This window comes from Peribacillus simplex, assembly GCF_030123325.1.
In the GTDB taxonomy this organism is placed as follows: Bacteria; Bacillota; Bacilli; order Bacillales; family DSM-1321; genus Peribacillus; species Peribacillus simplex_D.
Window position 1 is genome coordinate 1016566 of sequence record NZ_CP126106.1, and the last position, 15280, is coordinate 1031845.

A 15280-nucleotide genomic window follows, 5' to 3' on the forward strand; every position below is an offset into this window, starting at 1 on the left:
TTCATTACCAGGAGCTAACAGCAGCTCCTTTTCTTATACAACCGGGGCAGGTTAGTTTAAGAAGCTGATAATACTAACAGGCCAGGGAAAACAAAGGATTCACGTGGTATTATAATAAGGTGTTTTCGAATACTTTGTTGCTATTTCCAAGTAGTGCGGTGTGGTTGATTTCCCCTCCAGATGCTCGCTTTCCGCGGGGCGGGCGGTGAGCCTCCTCGGCGTGAACGCCTGTGGGGTCTCACCTGTCCCGCTGCTCCCGCAGGAGTCTCGCACTTGCGCTCCAATCAACCTTAAATCGTTTCGTTTTAAAAACAACAATCTTTACGAAAAGAGCCTATAATAAAAATAAACTATTCGACCTTTTAAGAGAGGCGAGTAAAATGAAGGTAGATATAAGCTACTTCCCTCCCGAAAAAATAATAACTGTGCCGGGGGAAGAAGCCACTTATCCTTTTGAGATTAACGGTGAGTTCCAATATATCGTAGAGTTTTCTTGTTATATTGATGGTGATTATACAGTTACCCATGAAGAATTCTTTTGTAATTGGATGGATAGCCCAGATTATTACCCTATTTATTCACTTGCAGAAATCTATGATTTTCAACAAGCAGAGTACGAAGAGCTGTTTAAGATGCAAAATATCGAGTTTAATTATATGAAGGGGAGTCGTAAAGACAAGTTCTTTGTAAAGGCAATTATACGCAGCCCGCAGCAATTTAAAGAATATTATCCTTATTTGTACGGGAATGGAAGTATGTTGAACTTATCATTATGGTCCTTAAAACAGGATGTATTCAGACTAGAGGAAAGGGAACATGAGTCACCTTTTCCTGTAAAAAAGACTAAACATAACCGAACCAGACTAGTTAATTTAAAGTGGTTAGCCAATACCCCGATAGCAACTTTAGCTGAAAGTTCCACTATGTTTTGGGTAGGGTATGATGGTGATTATATTACCGCGTTCTCAAATGATGAACACTTTTCAACAATAGACTCTCTTCAAAAAATAATACCAGAAAAGGTCGAGCTGGTAACAGATGATTATGAGTGGGAGTAGTGTTCTCCCAGTCAAAAACCTGGATGAACTAACAGGTGCGTTAGCTGAAGATCGGAGCTGTCTTTATGGCAGCTTTTTTGTATGAAAATACATTAGTAAAAAAGCCATGCTAAAATAAACCCTCCATATTCTCATTTTTTTTTGATGGGCGTAAATGTACTATGTCGTTATTTTAACTGGTTATGCAGTTTGTTGTTCAGATGGAGCGATTGTATAGCCTTTCTTTTTTAGGTATTCGATCATTTTTAATTCTTTGTTTTTTCTTTTTCTTCAAGGTAATTTGAACCTAGTTCATGATAGGGTTCTCCTGTTTTTAAGATGTTGTAAGCAATCGTTAATAGTAAATGAGCAGAAGCGATTCGTCCCTTCATTTTTCCTTGCCGTTTGGTAATCCTTTTTCGATGTGAAGCAATTCGATTATTTTGCCTTGATGTCGCTAATACACATTCTACGGCCATCGTTTTTAAAGCTTTATTTCCTTGTGAGGTTTTACTCGTTTTTTTTACCAGCACTTTCGTAATTTCCAGGACTTACACCAGCTCAAGAGGCAAGATGTTTTGCTGACTTAAATACGGACATATCAACACCCATCTCCGCAATAAAAGTAGCTGCCGCAGCTTTGTTCACACCATGTATACCATCCATTAATTCTACTTCCTTACGATAAGGGGACAGGAGTTGACCAATTTTTTTTTAAAATTCTTCTATGGTTTCTTCTAAATAACTCATATGCTCCCAATGGTAACGCAACATCACAATGATTGCGTTTTCCACCCTGTTGAGACGCATGCCCAACCTGCAGCTCAGCGTCCCTCGGGAGAACGTCAAATGGCACTTCATGCTGAGTTCACAGGGGTTAACATCCCTGCCCGTCGTTTTTTAGTTGAGAGAAAGAACTCCCTACTTGACGGGGGGAAGTCCAGAAGCCAGCCTTTCAAATGTTCACAGAACAACAAAACTAAAATACTGTTAAAGAGCTGCTCAAATGATGGGCGGCTTTTTTAAAAATAATGAACAGTTTGTTATCTTGATTAAGATGATTTTTTAAATTGTCTAGCTATTGGGTGGGTGAAGAAACTGAGAAGAGAGAAGGTGAGCTAACGCTTAGAATCAATGGCTTTGAGATTGATCTTTATGCAACTTTCGGGCAGGGTTGCTCAAGAAGGTTATTGTTTCATTCAACTGGAATATATATAACTCAAAACAACTATAAGGTGGATTTAAAATGGACAAAAGAGTTCAATTCGACTTTGAAATCGAGTTTACTAATGGCGGTGGATTACAGGGACAGGATTTTCGTCTTGATATTGATGGAGATGACATAACTGATGAAGAGTTAGCGAAGTATATCGTAGACGATATGAGGTTGCTAATGGTTGGGGAAGTGAGGATACTCAACAAAAAAATAATTAATGAAAAGCATAAACGAAAAACTGTTGATTAGAAGTTTGAATAATATAAAAAACTAAACAAATTAAGCCGTAAAATATGTGGTATTTGTTAAAATAACGGATGCGTTCGCTTAAGATCGGAGCTGTTTTCAAGGCAACATTAAACAATGGTGCATTATTTAAAAAAAGTATAGGTTATACAGAAAATGAACCGTATGGGAGAAATCATAATAGAACTATGCTTTTGTGGCACAATAAATTGAAAAGAATAAAAAGCGAGGAGTTTTATGAAAAAGGTTGCAATGTTTTTCCTATGTCTTCTTCTCTTAAATCTTTCATCACAAGTTTTTGCTCAACGAAAAGTGCCTATTTTAGTTTACCATTCGATTGACGAGTTTACTGGGCAGGGTTCTAAGGAGCTATATGTAACCCCGAAGAATTTCGAGGAACAAATGATTTATTTAAGAGACCATGGCTACACATTATTAACTTTTGATCGGTGGCATGACATTAAAAAAGTAAACAAACCCATTTTCATTACCTTTGATGACGGATATAAAAACAATCTGAATGCATTTGCTATCTTTCAAAGACTTAAAAACGAACATTTTAAACCAAGTGGCACCATTTTTGTTATTTCTGACTTTATCGGCCGCTCAAACCGATTATCGAAATCGGATTTAAAAATGATGGCTGATTCGGGTATGATCTCAATCCAGTCCCATACTGCTACACATCCTGATTTGACGAAAATAGAAAATTATGAATATGAACTGAAAGGGTCAAAAGATAACATTCAAAAAATAACAGGCAAACCAGTTAATGCTCTTGCGTATCCATACGGAAATTTCAATGATAAAGTCGTAGCAGAAACGAAGAAATATTATTTGTTTGGACTTACGACAACTCCTGAACTATTTTCTGAGAAGGGCATTAAAGACGAACTTTATCTTTTACCACGAATTTATATCAAGTATTCAACTACTCTTGATGACTTTGCAAAGATAGTTGACAAAGAATGAAGGCGGTACCTTTACCAGGTAATCGCTTTTTCTTTTTAGAACCAAGGGAAAAGTGCTAAATAGTGCTTATAGGGGGAGAGGCAGGAAAATGCGCATTTACAACGATAAGCATTTTTGAAACAAGACTCATGAGACATTAAAAAGCCTAAAATTAGAGGTACTTTGAATGCTTCTCAAAAGGTTCTACTCTATTGAGATTGTGAAGGTTTCTACTTAAACTAACGGGAGCTTTACATCAATATGGGAGTTGCTTAGGCAGCTCTTTTTTCTTATGGAGCCAATGGGGCAATTTAGTTCAACAAGGATTTCTTAATTAATTGAAGAAATATACACCTATGGTTATGCACCTATCAGGATTCCTTAGAAACATTTGTAATGTCATATAATTCATAACTATCTTGTAAATCAGGAGGAAGAGCAATTGGAAAATCAAAAAAGGATAAAAAAGCAACAAATATCAATTGGGGATGTATAGGCGGTAAAACTCCCTGATGGGAGATATGGAGCATTAAGAATTGTGAACTGCGACCGAAACTCTTATCTTGTTGCTACTACCCCATATATAGGGGAGACCATCCCGATGGTTGAAAATAATGTTTTAAGTAAGACACTTCTGCAAAATCGTTTTTATTTTGAAAACGCCCTTGCTATTTGTTGGCTTGATGGTAAAATTCCTGGAACTTTTATTTACATTGGGAACATTCAAGGGACTTAAAAGTAAAAAACACAATTATCGACAAAAAAGAGGTCGGAATATTGATCCCGACCTCTTTTTTTAATACTCATTTTTTTGTTAGGCTACATTTTTTTCCTCTATTGTTCTGTTAGCAAATAGTTTTTCTTTAAGAGTAGGTATAATCATACCATCTACCCCATATCTTCCTGCATTCATAGCAGAAACAAGGATAAACATTGATAATAGAACAAGTTGTGGATTGGTACTTGTCGTGCCACTAAACAAATAAGAGAAGTTCATAACCAGACCAAAAAAGACAGCTGTTTTAGTGAAACAACCCAGCAATAAACCTATCCCGACGAGGAATTCTCCCCAAGGTACTAACGTATTGAATATCTCGACATTAGGAATGGCTACATTCTCGAGGAATGCAACCCACCATCCCTGAACAGCCGGATGATCTCCAGTCGAATTTGCCAACGCATCCTGTAAGAAACCAGAAGCATCAAATTGTCCGCCTGTTAACTTCCCCCAGCCAGCCATAACCCATGTATATCCGAGATACACACGTAACACAGCCAAAAGAATGGAGACATTTTTGTTAAGCTTTAAAAGATCAATAAACATACTTTTCCTCCCTATAATTAAAAAATAATGACTAGGAGATATAATAACACAATTGAAAACGATTTTCATTATCAGTTATGTAAATGTTTTATAAATAATCTTCTTTTAATTCAATTTGAGGTAATATAGCAGGCACTAAAGATACATAGAAGATCAGAGCTGTATTTAAGGCAGCTCTTTTCGTGCGCCCGGCATGGGTGCAATCTATAGGGTGTGAGTCCCGAACCATGAAGGCAGTAGTAATGGTTAGCTTAATGCAAGGGTGTCCATGGCGACGTGGAATCTGAAGGAAGCAAGCGGCAAACCTCCGGTCTGAGGAACACGAACTTCATATAAGGCTAGGTATCATTGGATGAGTTTGCGAAACAAAACAAAGTCCTTACTGCCGAAGGTGGTAAAGAGTAAATGAAGCAGATAGATGGAGGGAAAGATTGCACTCTTACCCGGGGAGGTCTGATGACAGCCAAGTACACTTGGTAACCTGTCCAGTGATGGACAGCTGAATCATCAGAAGTCAGCAGAGGTCATAGTACTTGTCTACTCGAGAAGATAAGGAAGGACCGAACAGATTAAGGAGGATGAATACTGGGCGTTCGTTATCTGCGAAGAAGCAAACAATTCCTAACGGAACTTATTTGAGGGAAGAAGTGGTGAATACACGGGGAACTTCAAAAGGGCGGAGCAGATAAAGGCACAAATAGACCATTTATCCACGTAGAAAGGATATCAACGATGTTAATGGAACAGATACTAGAGAGGGAAAACTTAATACAGGCATTGAAGCGTGTAGAAAGAAATAAGGGAAGCCATGGTGTAGATGGAATGCCGGTTCAAAACCTGAGACCGCACCTCGTAACCGAATGGTACAACATGAAAACTGCCCTTTTACAGGGTACCTATCAACCGCAGCCCGTCCGTCGTATCGAAATCCCGAAACCAAACGGCGGAGTTCGGCTATTGGGTATTCCAACCGTTCTAGACCGTTTCATTCAACAAGCCATTGCCCAAATATTGACCAAGATATATGACTCAACCTTTTCGGAGAATAGCTATGGGTTTCGCCCTAACAAACAAGGGCACCAGGCGGTTCGAAAGGCAAAGTCCTATATAACCGAAGGTTATACATGGGTAGTGGATATGGACTTGGAGAAGTTCTTCGATAAAGTGAATCATGACAAGCTCATGGGAATGTTAGAGCGGAAAATTGAAGATAAACGAGTTCTCAAACTGATTCGTAAATTCCTTCAAGCAGGCATTATGATAGGCGGACTTTTTCATAAAAGTGAGGAGGGAACTCCGCAAGGAGGTCCGTTAAGTCCTATATTATCTAATATCATGTTAGACGATTTAGATAAAGAACTAGAGAAACGTAATCTTCGATTCGTAAGGTATGCGGATGACAGTACTATCTTTGTGAAGACACGAAAAGCCGCTAAACGTGCAATGGGAAATATCTCAAACTTCATTGAAAATAATCTGAAGCTAAAGGTCAACTACGAGAAGTCGAAGTATGATCGCCCTTGGAACAGAACGTTTCTCGGTTTTAGTTTCACGAAGTCAAAGAACCCGAAGGTTCTACTGGCTAAACAAACGGTGAAGAGAGTAAAGAAACGAATCAGGGAAATGACCTCGAGGAAATCACCGATACCCATGAAACTCCGAATAAATAAGTTAAAGCAATACCTTAGAGGTTGGATGGGGTATTTCGCCCTCATTGATACTCCGAACGTATTGAAGAATTTAGATTCATGGATTCGAAGAAGACTCAGGATGTGCCTATGGAAACAATGGAAATTACCAAGAACGAGGGTGAGGAAACTCAAAGGATTAGGCGTCCCACTTGGAAAAGCATATGAATGGGGAAATAGCAGAAAGGGTTATTGGCGCATAGCGCATAGTCCTATTCTAGACAAAATCCTTAATAATGTTTATTGGCTCCACCAAGGGTTAGTAAATCTATATGAACGATATACAAAACTACGTCAGACTTAAACTGAACCGCCGTATACCGAACGGTACGTACGGTGGTGTGAGAGGTCGGAGGCTAGGCGCCTCCTCCTACTCGATTTATGAAAGGGCAGGATAGTTGGAGAATGAATATGGTTTTTTGTGGTAAAATAACTTAATTATCTTCATTAAGAGTCTACCCTCAATATGAAATTAGATGATAGATGGGGGATATTCTGTTTATATTAATAATTGCTTTTGCTGGGGAAATTATTGCTATTACCGGTATCATTTTTATATTAGTTCTTCAATCTATAAACATCTTATACAATGTAATGCTTAAGCTGTGCGTTTGTTCTTAAAGGGGTACCAAAAAAAATCAAACTATTTTATAAAAACTGTATACTGAATCGCAAGAAAAGAATCCATTTCGTCAATTTTTTTTTCAAAATTGAAGAAGAAAAGGTGGGACAAAACGGAAGTGTTGATTGAAGAGTATGGTCGTGGATACGCAATGATTCGGAAAGCTATCGAAGGATTAGCGGAAGAGGGGCTTCGTTTCAAGCCCGCACAAGACAAGTGGAGCATCCATCACATTCTCATCCATGTGACGGATGTTGAGGTATTGTCTACATCGGCTGAAAAAAGTCTTGGCGGAGCAGAAGCCACTTCTGCTTTCGTTTTGAATGGCTGAATGGTTTGGGTCATGATCTGTTGGACCGTGAACAGCATTTGCTCCTTTCCAATTGCTGCGTTCCAGTATGCAGCCTATTCTGGAACATCTGACAAATGAACAAAGCGGGCGGGTGGGAGTATATGACGATGCAGGGCGGTTCACATTTAAGCAATTGCTGGAATTTCGTGTTGAACATGTTCGAGGAAACCTTGCCCAGATTGAGAGGGTGAGGGAAGCGTATCGGCAGAGCAATCGTCTGTTAAATTTATGGAACTAACGGGTGCAAGAGTTAAATATGGAGGCCACTCACCTAATCAGCAGTCTCCATATTTCATTTTGAAAAGATGTTTTCCTTATCATGTACTTTTAATATTTCATCTTATTTAGAAGCATAAGCTACTTCTTTATATTTTCTAATGCTCTATAAGCATTTGCTTCTCCTGAACCAAACAAAGCATCTTGTCCTTTCTTTCCATGGTCAAGAGCTGTTTGCTTAATACGTGCTGTTACCTGGGCAGGATTATACTCCGGATGAGCCGCCTTAATAACTCCTGCAATTCCAGCTACTTGAGGAGTGGCCATGGAAGTACCAGCATTAAACTCATATGAAGTACCTAAATAGGTAGGCCAAGTACTTAGGATTAAGTTACTTGGATCAGCCGCCGCAGGGTCATTGGTTTCTGCATATTTAGGCCCATAATCCCCTCCGGGAGCTGCCACGTCAATGGCACTGTTTCCATAATTGGAGTAGAAAGCAAGCTGTTGAGTTGACCATTTTGTGGAGGCAGACACATTAATGACTCCTGGCATTTGTGCTGGTACTACAGTTGCAGGCCCTTTCACGCTCATTCCATATGGTTCGTACAGTTTATTTAAAAATTCGTTTACTTCCTTCTTGTCATCTAAATTTAAACTTTCATTACCACTACCGGCTACTACAGTTACTCCATTCTTTACTGCATATTGAATAGCTCTCTTCCAAAGTAACGTTTCAGCTACTGATTTATAACTTTCTCCCTCAATTGTCATTTTGGTATTATTATAGAAACGAAGAGACATATTAATAACATCTACCTTGTCATTTGTTGCTGCAATAATTCCATCTATAATCCAAGCTGGTAATCCAAGGGCTTGCTCTGAGTATAATACTCGATAGGATCGGATTCCTAGATCTGGTCCTACACCGTTTACTTTACCATTTGCGCCAATGATCCCAGCAACGTGAGTACCGTGCCCATTGCGATCTTTTATATCAGTAGGATCACCTGTTTCAGATTCATCCATTCCAGCAGGAACAAGATTACGTCCACCTATTATATTATTTTTTAAGTCAGGATGAGACTCATCAATTCCAGTATCAATAACTCCCACCACTGCTTTATGAGTAATACTACCATCTTTATTTTCATATCCGCCTGTTTCTAAATCATATGATTTCCCGCCGTTGGTCACCCTTTGAATATCCCATTGGGAGTCCCAATAACTCTCTGAATTTTGCTGGCTGATGATACTAGACTCATAGTTGTAAGGGCTGACTGCTGTTTTGTCTAAGGTTAGGGGGATTTCTCTGTTAGCAGCTTCTATTGAAGAATTACCTTTTAGGTTTTTAAGAAAAGCAGGCTCGTCAGATTGTGCTTCTATTCCTCCAACTTCAGGAAGAACTTTGGTTACTTTACCACCAGCCTTCCGTATTACCTCTTGATAATTCTCTGGTAATCCACTTTTAAATGCTATTGCGTATGTGTTATTCATCTCCTGATTTTGACTCTTAGCTTGGGTAGGAACACCACCAACGGACAATATCCCTGCTCCTACTGCAATCGAAAGTACCGTATGTAGAATTTTCTTTTTCATAAGTCTCCTCCTATATATGGAAAATGTTCATCATATACTATCTTAATCTACAACAACTTAAATTCCAAGTTTTCCTAATAAATCTCATATTATTGAAATTGGCAGCTCTTTTTCTTATTGTACTATCGGGTCAGAGTAGTTCATTAAGACTTTTAGAATCAAACTATCGGCTGAGACCTTCATCTTGTATATAGATAGGGAAATGTATTTTTGAATAGGGGATACAGGTCATGTTAGGGGGATAGAAATATCAGTTATTGTTTCCGGTGGTATAGATGTATTTTAGGTGTTGTAGGTTTTTTATTTTGGCTGTTTTCGCATACTTTGTTGCTATTTACCAAGTAAAGCGGTGTGGTTGATTTCCCCTCCAGATGCTCGCTTTCCGCGGGGCGGGAGGTGAGCCTCCTCGGCGTGAACGCCTGTGGGGTCTCACCTGTCCCGCTGCTCCCGCAGGAGTCTCGCACTTGCGCTCCAATCAACCTTAAATCGTTTCGTTTTAAAAACAACAATCTTTACGAAAAGAGCTTTTATTTTTTAAGGAGACCAAGAAAAGCTAATTAAATTTCTAATTAAAGTAACGGGTGCGCAAGTTTATAAGAAGTATGGAAAATGATCCAACTTCTTTTATATAAAAGTATCATTCAATTGAATATGTTAAGAGCATGTTTTGATCAATCTTTTTCAAAGCATGCTCTTTCTATTTATTTATCAAGGTTATTTGTATTAATTAATCAAACTTTAGAACCGTGAGTCAGTGCCATTGATGGCCGTCAATTGGCGGCTTTTTAAAGTATGATTCTTGATATAGGTTGGATTGAAAAATTCAGAAAAATATAAAAAATGATTGACTTATGTTTTGAGTGCTATGTATTATGTATACATAACACTAAGTTTTACCAATCATATAGATTCCCATTATTCATATTGAAAAGACTCATCAAAAAGGACGGATTAACATGGCAGGAATCCATTTAAAACCAATCGAAAAGGAAAGAACAACGCAAGATAAAGTATATAAGCAAATTAAACAAGCGATTTTATTTGGTGGTATTACCGGTGATGAAATATTTACAGAAGTTCAATTAGCGGAAAGGTTAAATACTTCAAGAACGCCGGTAAGGGCAGCTATTCAAGATTTGGTGAAGGAAGGATTACTAGTCTCTATTCCGAGGAAGGGATTAACGGTAAGAAAGATTACACCAGAGGAACAGGATGAAATCTTTTTACTAAGAAGTGCTATTGAAGTTGAATCGGTGAAAAAACTAACAAAAGAAATTACATCACCTGAACAACTGAGGTTACTTAAATTAATTCTGAAGCAACAAGAAGAAGCATTGCAAAATGATGATGCCATTAGTTTCATAAGGCTAGACCATGAGTTTCATCTCTCGCTGACAAGACTAGCAAATTTCACCATAATAGAGCAAGTCTTGAACAATCTGCATAACCTTACTCAGCTTATGGGTTTAAAAGCAGTCAGTAAACATGGGAGAATGAAGAAAGTTTTGATGGAACATAATCAGATTATCCAGGCTTTAGAAGAAAAAAATCCCGAACTAGCTTCACAGGCGATTTTAAATCATTTAGAAAAAACAAAAGAAACATTAATTATTGTTGATAATTCCTGATTTTCCATCAAATGCTTGAAGGAGGGGATTGCTCCTGGTAAAAGGTAGGTTACTACATCTCTAGGGACAAAAGATAAGGGTTTAGAATCAACTTCAGCCTATGAAATAGAAGATATACTGCAAGGTCAAACCAAGTCTTTTGTCACGTTTATAGCAAAAGCCTTGGGAAAATTCTTTCGAATGCCTTTTCCTGAGTTTTTGCTATAAATAGTCTTATTGTTGAAACAATGAGAGATCAGTCAGAGGTAAGTCTATAGTTTATTGGAATTGAAAGCGTTTACCTGTCACATTTTGTTTTATGGTGCGCAAATCACAATTCATTAAAACGCTTAAGTTAGCACCCATCAAGAAGTAAAAGAACAAGCTGTTAATGTTCATAGGTAGAAGAGTAAAGGATATGAACATGAAATTCAATAGTATGTGCATACCTTAATTATCTGATCGGAAATGCAAACCTTTAATGTATACACAATACATAATACACAACACATAATATAATTAAGGTTCGCTGTTAAATTGTTTCTTGCTTTTAAAACATGTACTTATTCAAACATATAGGAGGAATCAGGTATGGTTAGAACAGGTAAAGAATATTTACAGACATTGAAAGATGATAGAGCGATCTACATAAATGGGGAACGAGTACAGGATGTGGCGGCCCATCCAGCTTTTACAGGAATTATAGATACCATTGCAGGCTTATACGATTTAGCATCAGATGAATCTCAGAATATGACATACAAAACTGAGGACGGTACACTGGCAAATAAAATTTATATGATTCCAAGGAGTCGGGAAGAACTTAAAGAGAGAAGATTGGCGATTTCTAAATGGTCTGAAGCAACATGTGGATTTGTCGGAAGAAGCCCTGATCATGTCGCCAGCTTTTTGGCTGCCTTTGCCAGTTCACCCGAAGTGTTTGATCGTGGTGGAGAAGGTTATGGGAATAATGTTTTGAATTTCTATAAACATGTTCGAGATGGGGATCTATATGTAACATACGTTATTATTCCACCACAAATTGATCGAAGTAAAGCAGCTCATGAGCAGGAAGATAAATTTCTCCCGGTTGGAGTGTACGAAGAAAGAGAGGATGGAATTATTGTTCGGGGTTCTCAAATGCTCGGTACTGCATCAGCAGTATCAGATTACTTATTTGTAAGCTGCCTTACACCACTCAGACCTGGTGATGAAGATTATGCCTTGTCTTTTGTACTACCGATTCATGCAAAAGGATTAAAATTTTATGCAAGGCCTGGTTATGCTGAAAAATCACCAAGCACATTTGATTACCCATTATCTTCTCGTTTTGATGAAAGTGATTCATTAGTTGTTTTTGACGATGTATTTATTCCTTGGAAAGATATTTTCGTTTACAAAAATATTGACATCGTGAGAGCTCAGTTCCATGAAACACCAGCTCATATATTAGGCAATAATCAAGCGCAAATAAGATTTAGCAATAAATTGAAATTTTTGATTGGTGCCGCCCGAAAAGTTTCTGCGATGAATGGAATTGATAAAATCCCTTCAGTCCAAGAGAAATTAGGGGAACTTGCATCTATTGCGGCTTCTGTAGAAGGTAACCTTTTAGCTTCTGAATACAATTGTATCATCGACAAAAACGGTGTGGCACGACCGAATCCACGTTTTCTTTATGGAGTAGTGGGTCAACAGGAAACCATTTATGCTTCCACCATTAAAATTTTAAGGGAGTTATGCGGTGGAGGTGTTTTACAATTACCATCTTCATATAAAGAACTCATCAATCCTGAAACGAAAGATGATATGTATCAATATATACGTTCTACGGGAGTTGGGGCTGAGGAGAAAGTTAAATTATTTAAGTTAGTGTGGGATATCATTGGTTCAGAATTCGGAGGCAGGCATCAACAGTATGAATTGTTCTATAATGGTGCACCTTTCGTCACGAAAGGCTTTTCATTTAGGAATTACGGCTATGATGAGCCGGTTCAAATGGTGGATAAATTTTTAGAAAGCTATTCTCTTCCCACTCAGGTGAAAGAACTAATATAAGAAATATAAATAAAAGGATGGTTGAAGAAATGAAAATTGCATCAATACAATTGGAGATTAAAGATAGTGAATCCAAAAATGCCCGCATAGATCGCGTGGAGTCTATGATTGACGGATTAAAAGGACAAGATTTAATAGTTTTGCCAGAAACGTGGGCAACGGGGTACTTTTCTTTTGATCGTTATATGGACGAATCGGAAGAATTGAATGGGAATTTTGTACAACGTTTCTCCTCAAAGGCAAAAGAAGTTCATTCATATATATTTGCAGGCAGTTTTATAGAAAAAAATAATGGAAAATACTACAACACTAGTGTTCTATTTTCTCCTGATGGGACACTTATAGGAACCTATCGAAAAATGCATTTATTTCGTTATGGTTCAAAAGAAGGTCAAATATTGACGAGAGGAAATGAAACAACTGTAGTGGATACAGAATTCGGGAAAGTGGGCTTATCAACTTGCTATGATTTGCGATTTCCTGAATTGTATCGTGCAGAAGTGAATTTAGGAGCAGAATTACTTCTTGTTACATCTGCTTGGCCACATAGAAGGCTGGAGCATTGGAAGTTATTCAATTCAGTCCGAGCATTGGAAAACCAGTGTTTCTTGATTTCTAGTAATTGTGTTGGTCATACTAATGACGTCCTTTTAGCTGGTCATAGTCAAGTGGTTGATCCATGGGGGATTGTTGTGGCTGCTGGAGGAGATGAAGAAACGATTGTAAAAACAGAGATTGATCCATCTCAGGTTACTAAAATTCGTGATGTATTCCCTAATTTGAAGCACCGAGTTTTAGATGGACAGGAGGAATTCAGTTGATAAATATTAATGTTTGTGGAAGAAATATTGTCGCAGATCCTAAACGATTACTTATTGCCGGCTATACGGGAAAAGACCAGGAATCTGTAAAAAAACATATTGATGAATTGAAGGAGATCGGCGTTCCAGCTCCTCCACAAGTTCCGATGATTTACGATCTTTCAACAAATCTTATTACGACAAATAAGTCAATTTCAGTTATTCAAGAAAGCAGCAGCGGAGAAGCGGAAGTGGTCATCATGAAAATTGGAGGGAAATGGTATTTAGGGCTAGGTAGTGATCACACTGACCGGGGGCTTGAAAAAGTGTCTATTCAGAAATCCAAACAAGTATGCAGCAAGCCCATTTCAACACAATTTTGGTCCTTGGATGACGTAAAAGATCGATGGGATGACATTGAAATGAGAAGCTGGATGATTGTTGATGGAGTGAAAAAAGAGTACCAGACAGGCAAGCTAGGAGAATTCCTGCATCCTGAAGAATTGCTCGAAATTATCGAGGAACGTGGATATGATAGTGATGATATGATTGTGTTTTGCGGAACATTACCGATTAAAAATGGTGAATTTATTTATGGGGAAGCATTTTCGGCAGAATTATATGATCGTTTAACAGGTAACAAAATTCAATTGAATTATCAGGTTCATATTTTAACGGATGCGGAGGTAGTTTGACATGGAAAAATCAAAAATAGAGATTGATAGAAAACCAGAAATTGAATTTGTTGAGTATAAAACCTTTGAGGCTGTTCCTTCAAAAACTGTAGAAGGTGCATCTCAACGAATTATTGCGCAGATTCCAGATACTAATGTAGCAACTCGCATTCTTGAACTAGAGGCAGGTACTGATACATCCCCAGATGGAGTGCAAGTCCATGATTTTTGGGAAGAATTATATATTATTGAAGGATCCTTAATTGATTTACGTCTAAATGAGGAATTTACGGCAGGAATGGTTGCTTGCCGTCCTCCCGGGATGGAGCATGGACCATGGAAATCACCTAATGGTTGCAGGATTTTCGAAGTTCGCTATTATGCAGATCAGAAAAAAGAAGAACATGAATTTGTCGATCATAACACTTTTGAAGCGCAGCCTTTTAGTAAGGTTAAGAGCCTTTCTGAAAGAATCATTGCTTCTGACCCTACTACAGGAGTCGCTACAAGAATTCTTCAGAACGGTCCAGGGACAGATACTTCTCCTAATGGAGTGCAAGTCCATGATTTTTGGGAAGAATTATATATTATTGAAGGATCTTTAATCGATTTACGTCTAAATGAGGAATTTACGGCAGGAATGGTTGCTTGTCGACCTCCTGGGATGGAGCATGGACCATGGAAATCACCAGATGGCTGTAAGATTTTCGAGGTCCGTTACTACTCCAAGGAACAATAAACAGGTATGTTTTGAAACGAATTAGCTTCTGCATTCCTATACGAATATGGTAATCTATCAAATGGCTTCTCGTGACATCAAACAACGAGGAGCCTTTTATCTCCGATACATCCTTACTCAGAACCAAGTGCTGATTGCTCAAATTGATAAT

15 protein-coding genes are annotated in these 15280 nt (G+C 38.1%); 11 read left to right on the forward strand and 4 right to left on the reverse strand.

From position 1 onward, the window contains the following. The first annotated feature begins 380 nt into the window (after window positions 1-380). Window positions 381-1058: a hypothetical protein gene (locus QNH43_RS04860; protein ID WP_283917002.1), complete on the forward strand. Its 678-nt coding sequence runs from the start codon at window positions 381-383 to the stop codon at window positions 1056-1058. 245 nt (window positions 1059-1303) lie between these two features. On the opposite strand, the gene QNH43_RS04865 is transcribed toward QNH43_RS04860, so the two are convergent. Beyond that, window positions 1304-1570, reverse strand: a complete 267-nt coding sequence (locus QNH43_RS04865; protein ID WP_283917003.1) for a hypothetical protein — start codon at window positions 1568-1570, stop codon at window positions 1304-1306. A 28-nt stretch (window positions 1571-1598) separates the two neighbouring features. Then, window positions 1599-1703 carry a transposase gene (locus QNH43_RS04870; protein WP_283917004.1) on the reverse strand — a complete coding sequence of 35 codons (105 nt, stop codon included), beginning with the start codon at window positions 1701-1703 and terminating at the stop codon, window positions 1599-1601. 580 nt (window positions 1704-2283) lie between these two features. On the opposite strand from QNH43_RS04870, the gene QNH43_RS04875 reads away from it, so the two are divergent. The 3 genes from QNH43_RS04875 to QNH43_RS04885 all read left to right on the forward strand — a co-directional run bounded on the left by QNH43_RS04875 (window position 2284) and on the right by QNH43_RS04885 (window position 4186). Continuing rightward, window positions 2284-2502 (forward strand): cyclase, encoded by a 219-nt coding sequence (locus QNH43_RS04875; protein WP_283917005.1) that lies wholly within the window; start codon window positions 2284-2286, stop codon window positions 2500-2502. Window positions 2503-2736: 234 nt separating this feature from the next. Beyond that, window positions 2737-3471, forward strand: coding sequence for a polysaccharide deacetylase family protein (locus tag QNH43_RS04880; protein ID WP_283917006.1), 735 nt, complete (start codon window positions 2737-2739; stop codon window positions 3469-3471). A 580-nt stretch (window positions 3472-4051) separates the two neighbouring features. Next, window positions 4052-4186, forward strand: coding sequence for a hypothetical protein (locus QNH43_RS04885; protein ID WP_283917007.1), 135 nt, complete (start codon window positions 4052-4054; stop codon window positions 4184-4186). A 78-nt stretch (window positions 4187-4264) separates the two neighbouring features. Here QNH43_RS04885 and QNH43_RS04890 read toward each other — a convergent pair whose 3' ends face one another. After that, window positions 4265-4774, reverse strand: coding sequence for a DoxX family protein (locus QNH43_RS04890; protein WP_283917008.1), 510 nt, complete (start codon window positions 4772-4774; stop codon window positions 4265-4267). 732 nt (window positions 4775-5506) lie between these two features. Here QNH43_RS04890 and ltrA point away from each other — a divergent pair. After that, complete coding sequence (gene ltrA / locus QNH43_RS04895; RefSeq protein ID WP_283917009.1) at window positions 5507-6766, forward strand: group II intron reverse transcriptase/maturase; 1260 nt, start codon at window positions 5507-5509, stop codon at window positions 6764-6766. 436 nt (window positions 6767-7202) lie between these two features. Beyond that, the gene (locus QNH43_RS27615) at window positions 7203-7415 is read left to right on the forward strand and encodes a DinB family protein (protein WP_349654803.1); all 213 of its coding nucleotides are present in this window, start codon (window positions 7203-7205) and stop codon (window positions 7413-7415) included. Between the two features lie 378 nt (window positions 7416-7793). Here the strand turns inward: QNH43_RS27615 and QNH43_RS04905 are convergent, their stop codons facing one another. Beyond that, on the reverse strand, window positions 7794-9251 hold the full coding sequence (locus QNH43_RS04905; protein ID WP_283917010.1) for a S8 family serine peptidase: 1458 nt from the start codon (window positions 9249-9251) through the stop codon (window positions 7794-7796). Window positions 9252-10207: 956 nt separating this feature from the next. On the opposite strand from QNH43_RS04905, the gene QNH43_RS04910 reads away from it, so the two are divergent. From QNH43_RS04910 to QNH43_RS04930, 5 genes are all read left to right on the forward strand, one after another. Next, window positions 10208-10879, forward strand: a complete 672-nt coding sequence (locus tag QNH43_RS04910) for a GntR family transcriptional regulator (RefSeq protein WP_283917011.1) — start codon at window positions 10208-10210, stop codon at window positions 10877-10879. A gap of 570 nt (window positions 10880-11449) precedes the next feature. Beyond that, on the forward strand, window positions 11450-12916 hold the full coding sequence (locus tag QNH43_RS04915) for a 4-hydroxyphenylacetate 3-hydroxylase family protein (RefSeq protein WP_283917012.1): 1467 nt from the start codon (window positions 11450-11452) through the stop codon (window positions 12914-12916). Between the two features lie 29 nt (window positions 12917-12945). Then, the gene (locus QNH43_RS04920; protein WP_283917013.1) at window positions 12946-13737 is read left to right on the forward strand and encodes a carbon-nitrogen family hydrolase; all 792 of its coding nucleotides are present in this window, start codon (window positions 12946-12948) and stop codon (window positions 13735-13737) included. Then, window positions 13734-14411 carry a DUF2848 family protein gene (locus tag QNH43_RS04925; protein ID WP_283917014.1) on the forward strand — a complete coding sequence of 226 codons (678 nt, stop codon included), beginning with the start codon at window positions 13734-13736 and terminating at the stop codon, window positions 14409-14411. The genes QNH43_RS04920 and QNH43_RS04925 overlap by 4 nt, the downstream gene beginning before the upstream one ends. A 1-nt stretch (window position 14412) precedes the next feature. Next, entirely contained in the window at window positions 14413-15129 is a 717-nt protein-coding gene (locus tag QNH43_RS04930; RefSeq protein WP_214743410.1) for a cupin domain-containing protein, read from the forward strand. Window positions 15130-15280 lie beyond the last annotated feature (151 nt).

What these genes read in the sequence shown, in the direction of transcription:
- QNH43_RS04905 (WP_283917010.1), bottom strand. Translation starts at nt 9,251, where the DNA reads ATGAAAAAGAAAATTCTACATACGGTACTTTCGATTGCAGTAGGAGCA.
- QNH43_RS04885 (WP_283917007.1), top strand. Translation starts at nt 4,052, where the DNA reads ATGGTTGAAAATAATGTTTTAAGTAAGACACTTCTGCAAAATCGTTTT.
- QNH43_RS04915 (WP_283917012.1), top strand. Translation starts at nt 11,450, where the DNA reads ATGGTTAGAACAGGTAAAGAATATTTACAGACATTGAAAGATGATAGA.
- QNH43_RS04860 (WP_283917002.1), top strand. Translation starts at nt 381, where the DNA reads ATGAAGGTAGATATAAGCTACTTCCCTCCCGAAAAAATAATAACTGTG.
- QNH43_RS04890 (WP_283917008.1), bottom strand. Translation starts at nt 4,774, where the DNA reads ATGTTTATTGATCTTTTAAAGCTTAACAAAAATGTCTCCATTCTTTTG.
- ltrA (WP_283917009.1), top strand. Translation starts at nt 5,507, where the DNA reads ATGTTAATGGAACAGATACTAGAGAGGGAAAACTTAATACAGGCATTG.
- QNH43_RS04930 (WP_214743410.1), top strand. Translation starts at nt 14,413, where the DNA reads ATGGAAAAATCAAAAATAGAGATTGATAGAAAACCAGAAATTGAATTT.
- QNH43_RS04870 (WP_283917004.1), bottom strand. Translation starts at nt 1,703, where the DNA reads ATGGATGGTATACATGGTGTGAACAAAGCTGCGGCAGCTACTTTTATT.
- QNH43_RS04875 (WP_283917005.1), top strand. Translation starts at nt 2,284, where the DNA reads ATGGACAAAAGAGTTCAATTCGACTTTGAAATCGAGTTTACTAATGGC.
- QNH43_RS04880 (WP_283917006.1), top strand. Translation starts at nt 2,737, where the DNA reads ATGAAAAAGGTTGCAATGTTTTTCCTATGTCTTCTTCTCTTAAATCTT.
- QNH43_RS04920 (WP_283917013.1), top strand. Translation starts at nt 12,946, where the DNA reads ATGAAAATTGCATCAATACAATTGGAGATTAAAGATAGTGAATCCAAA.
- QNH43_RS04910 (WP_283917011.1), top strand. Translation starts at nt 10,208, where the DNA reads ATGGCAGGAATCCATTTAAAACCAATCGAAAAGGAAAGAACAACGCAA.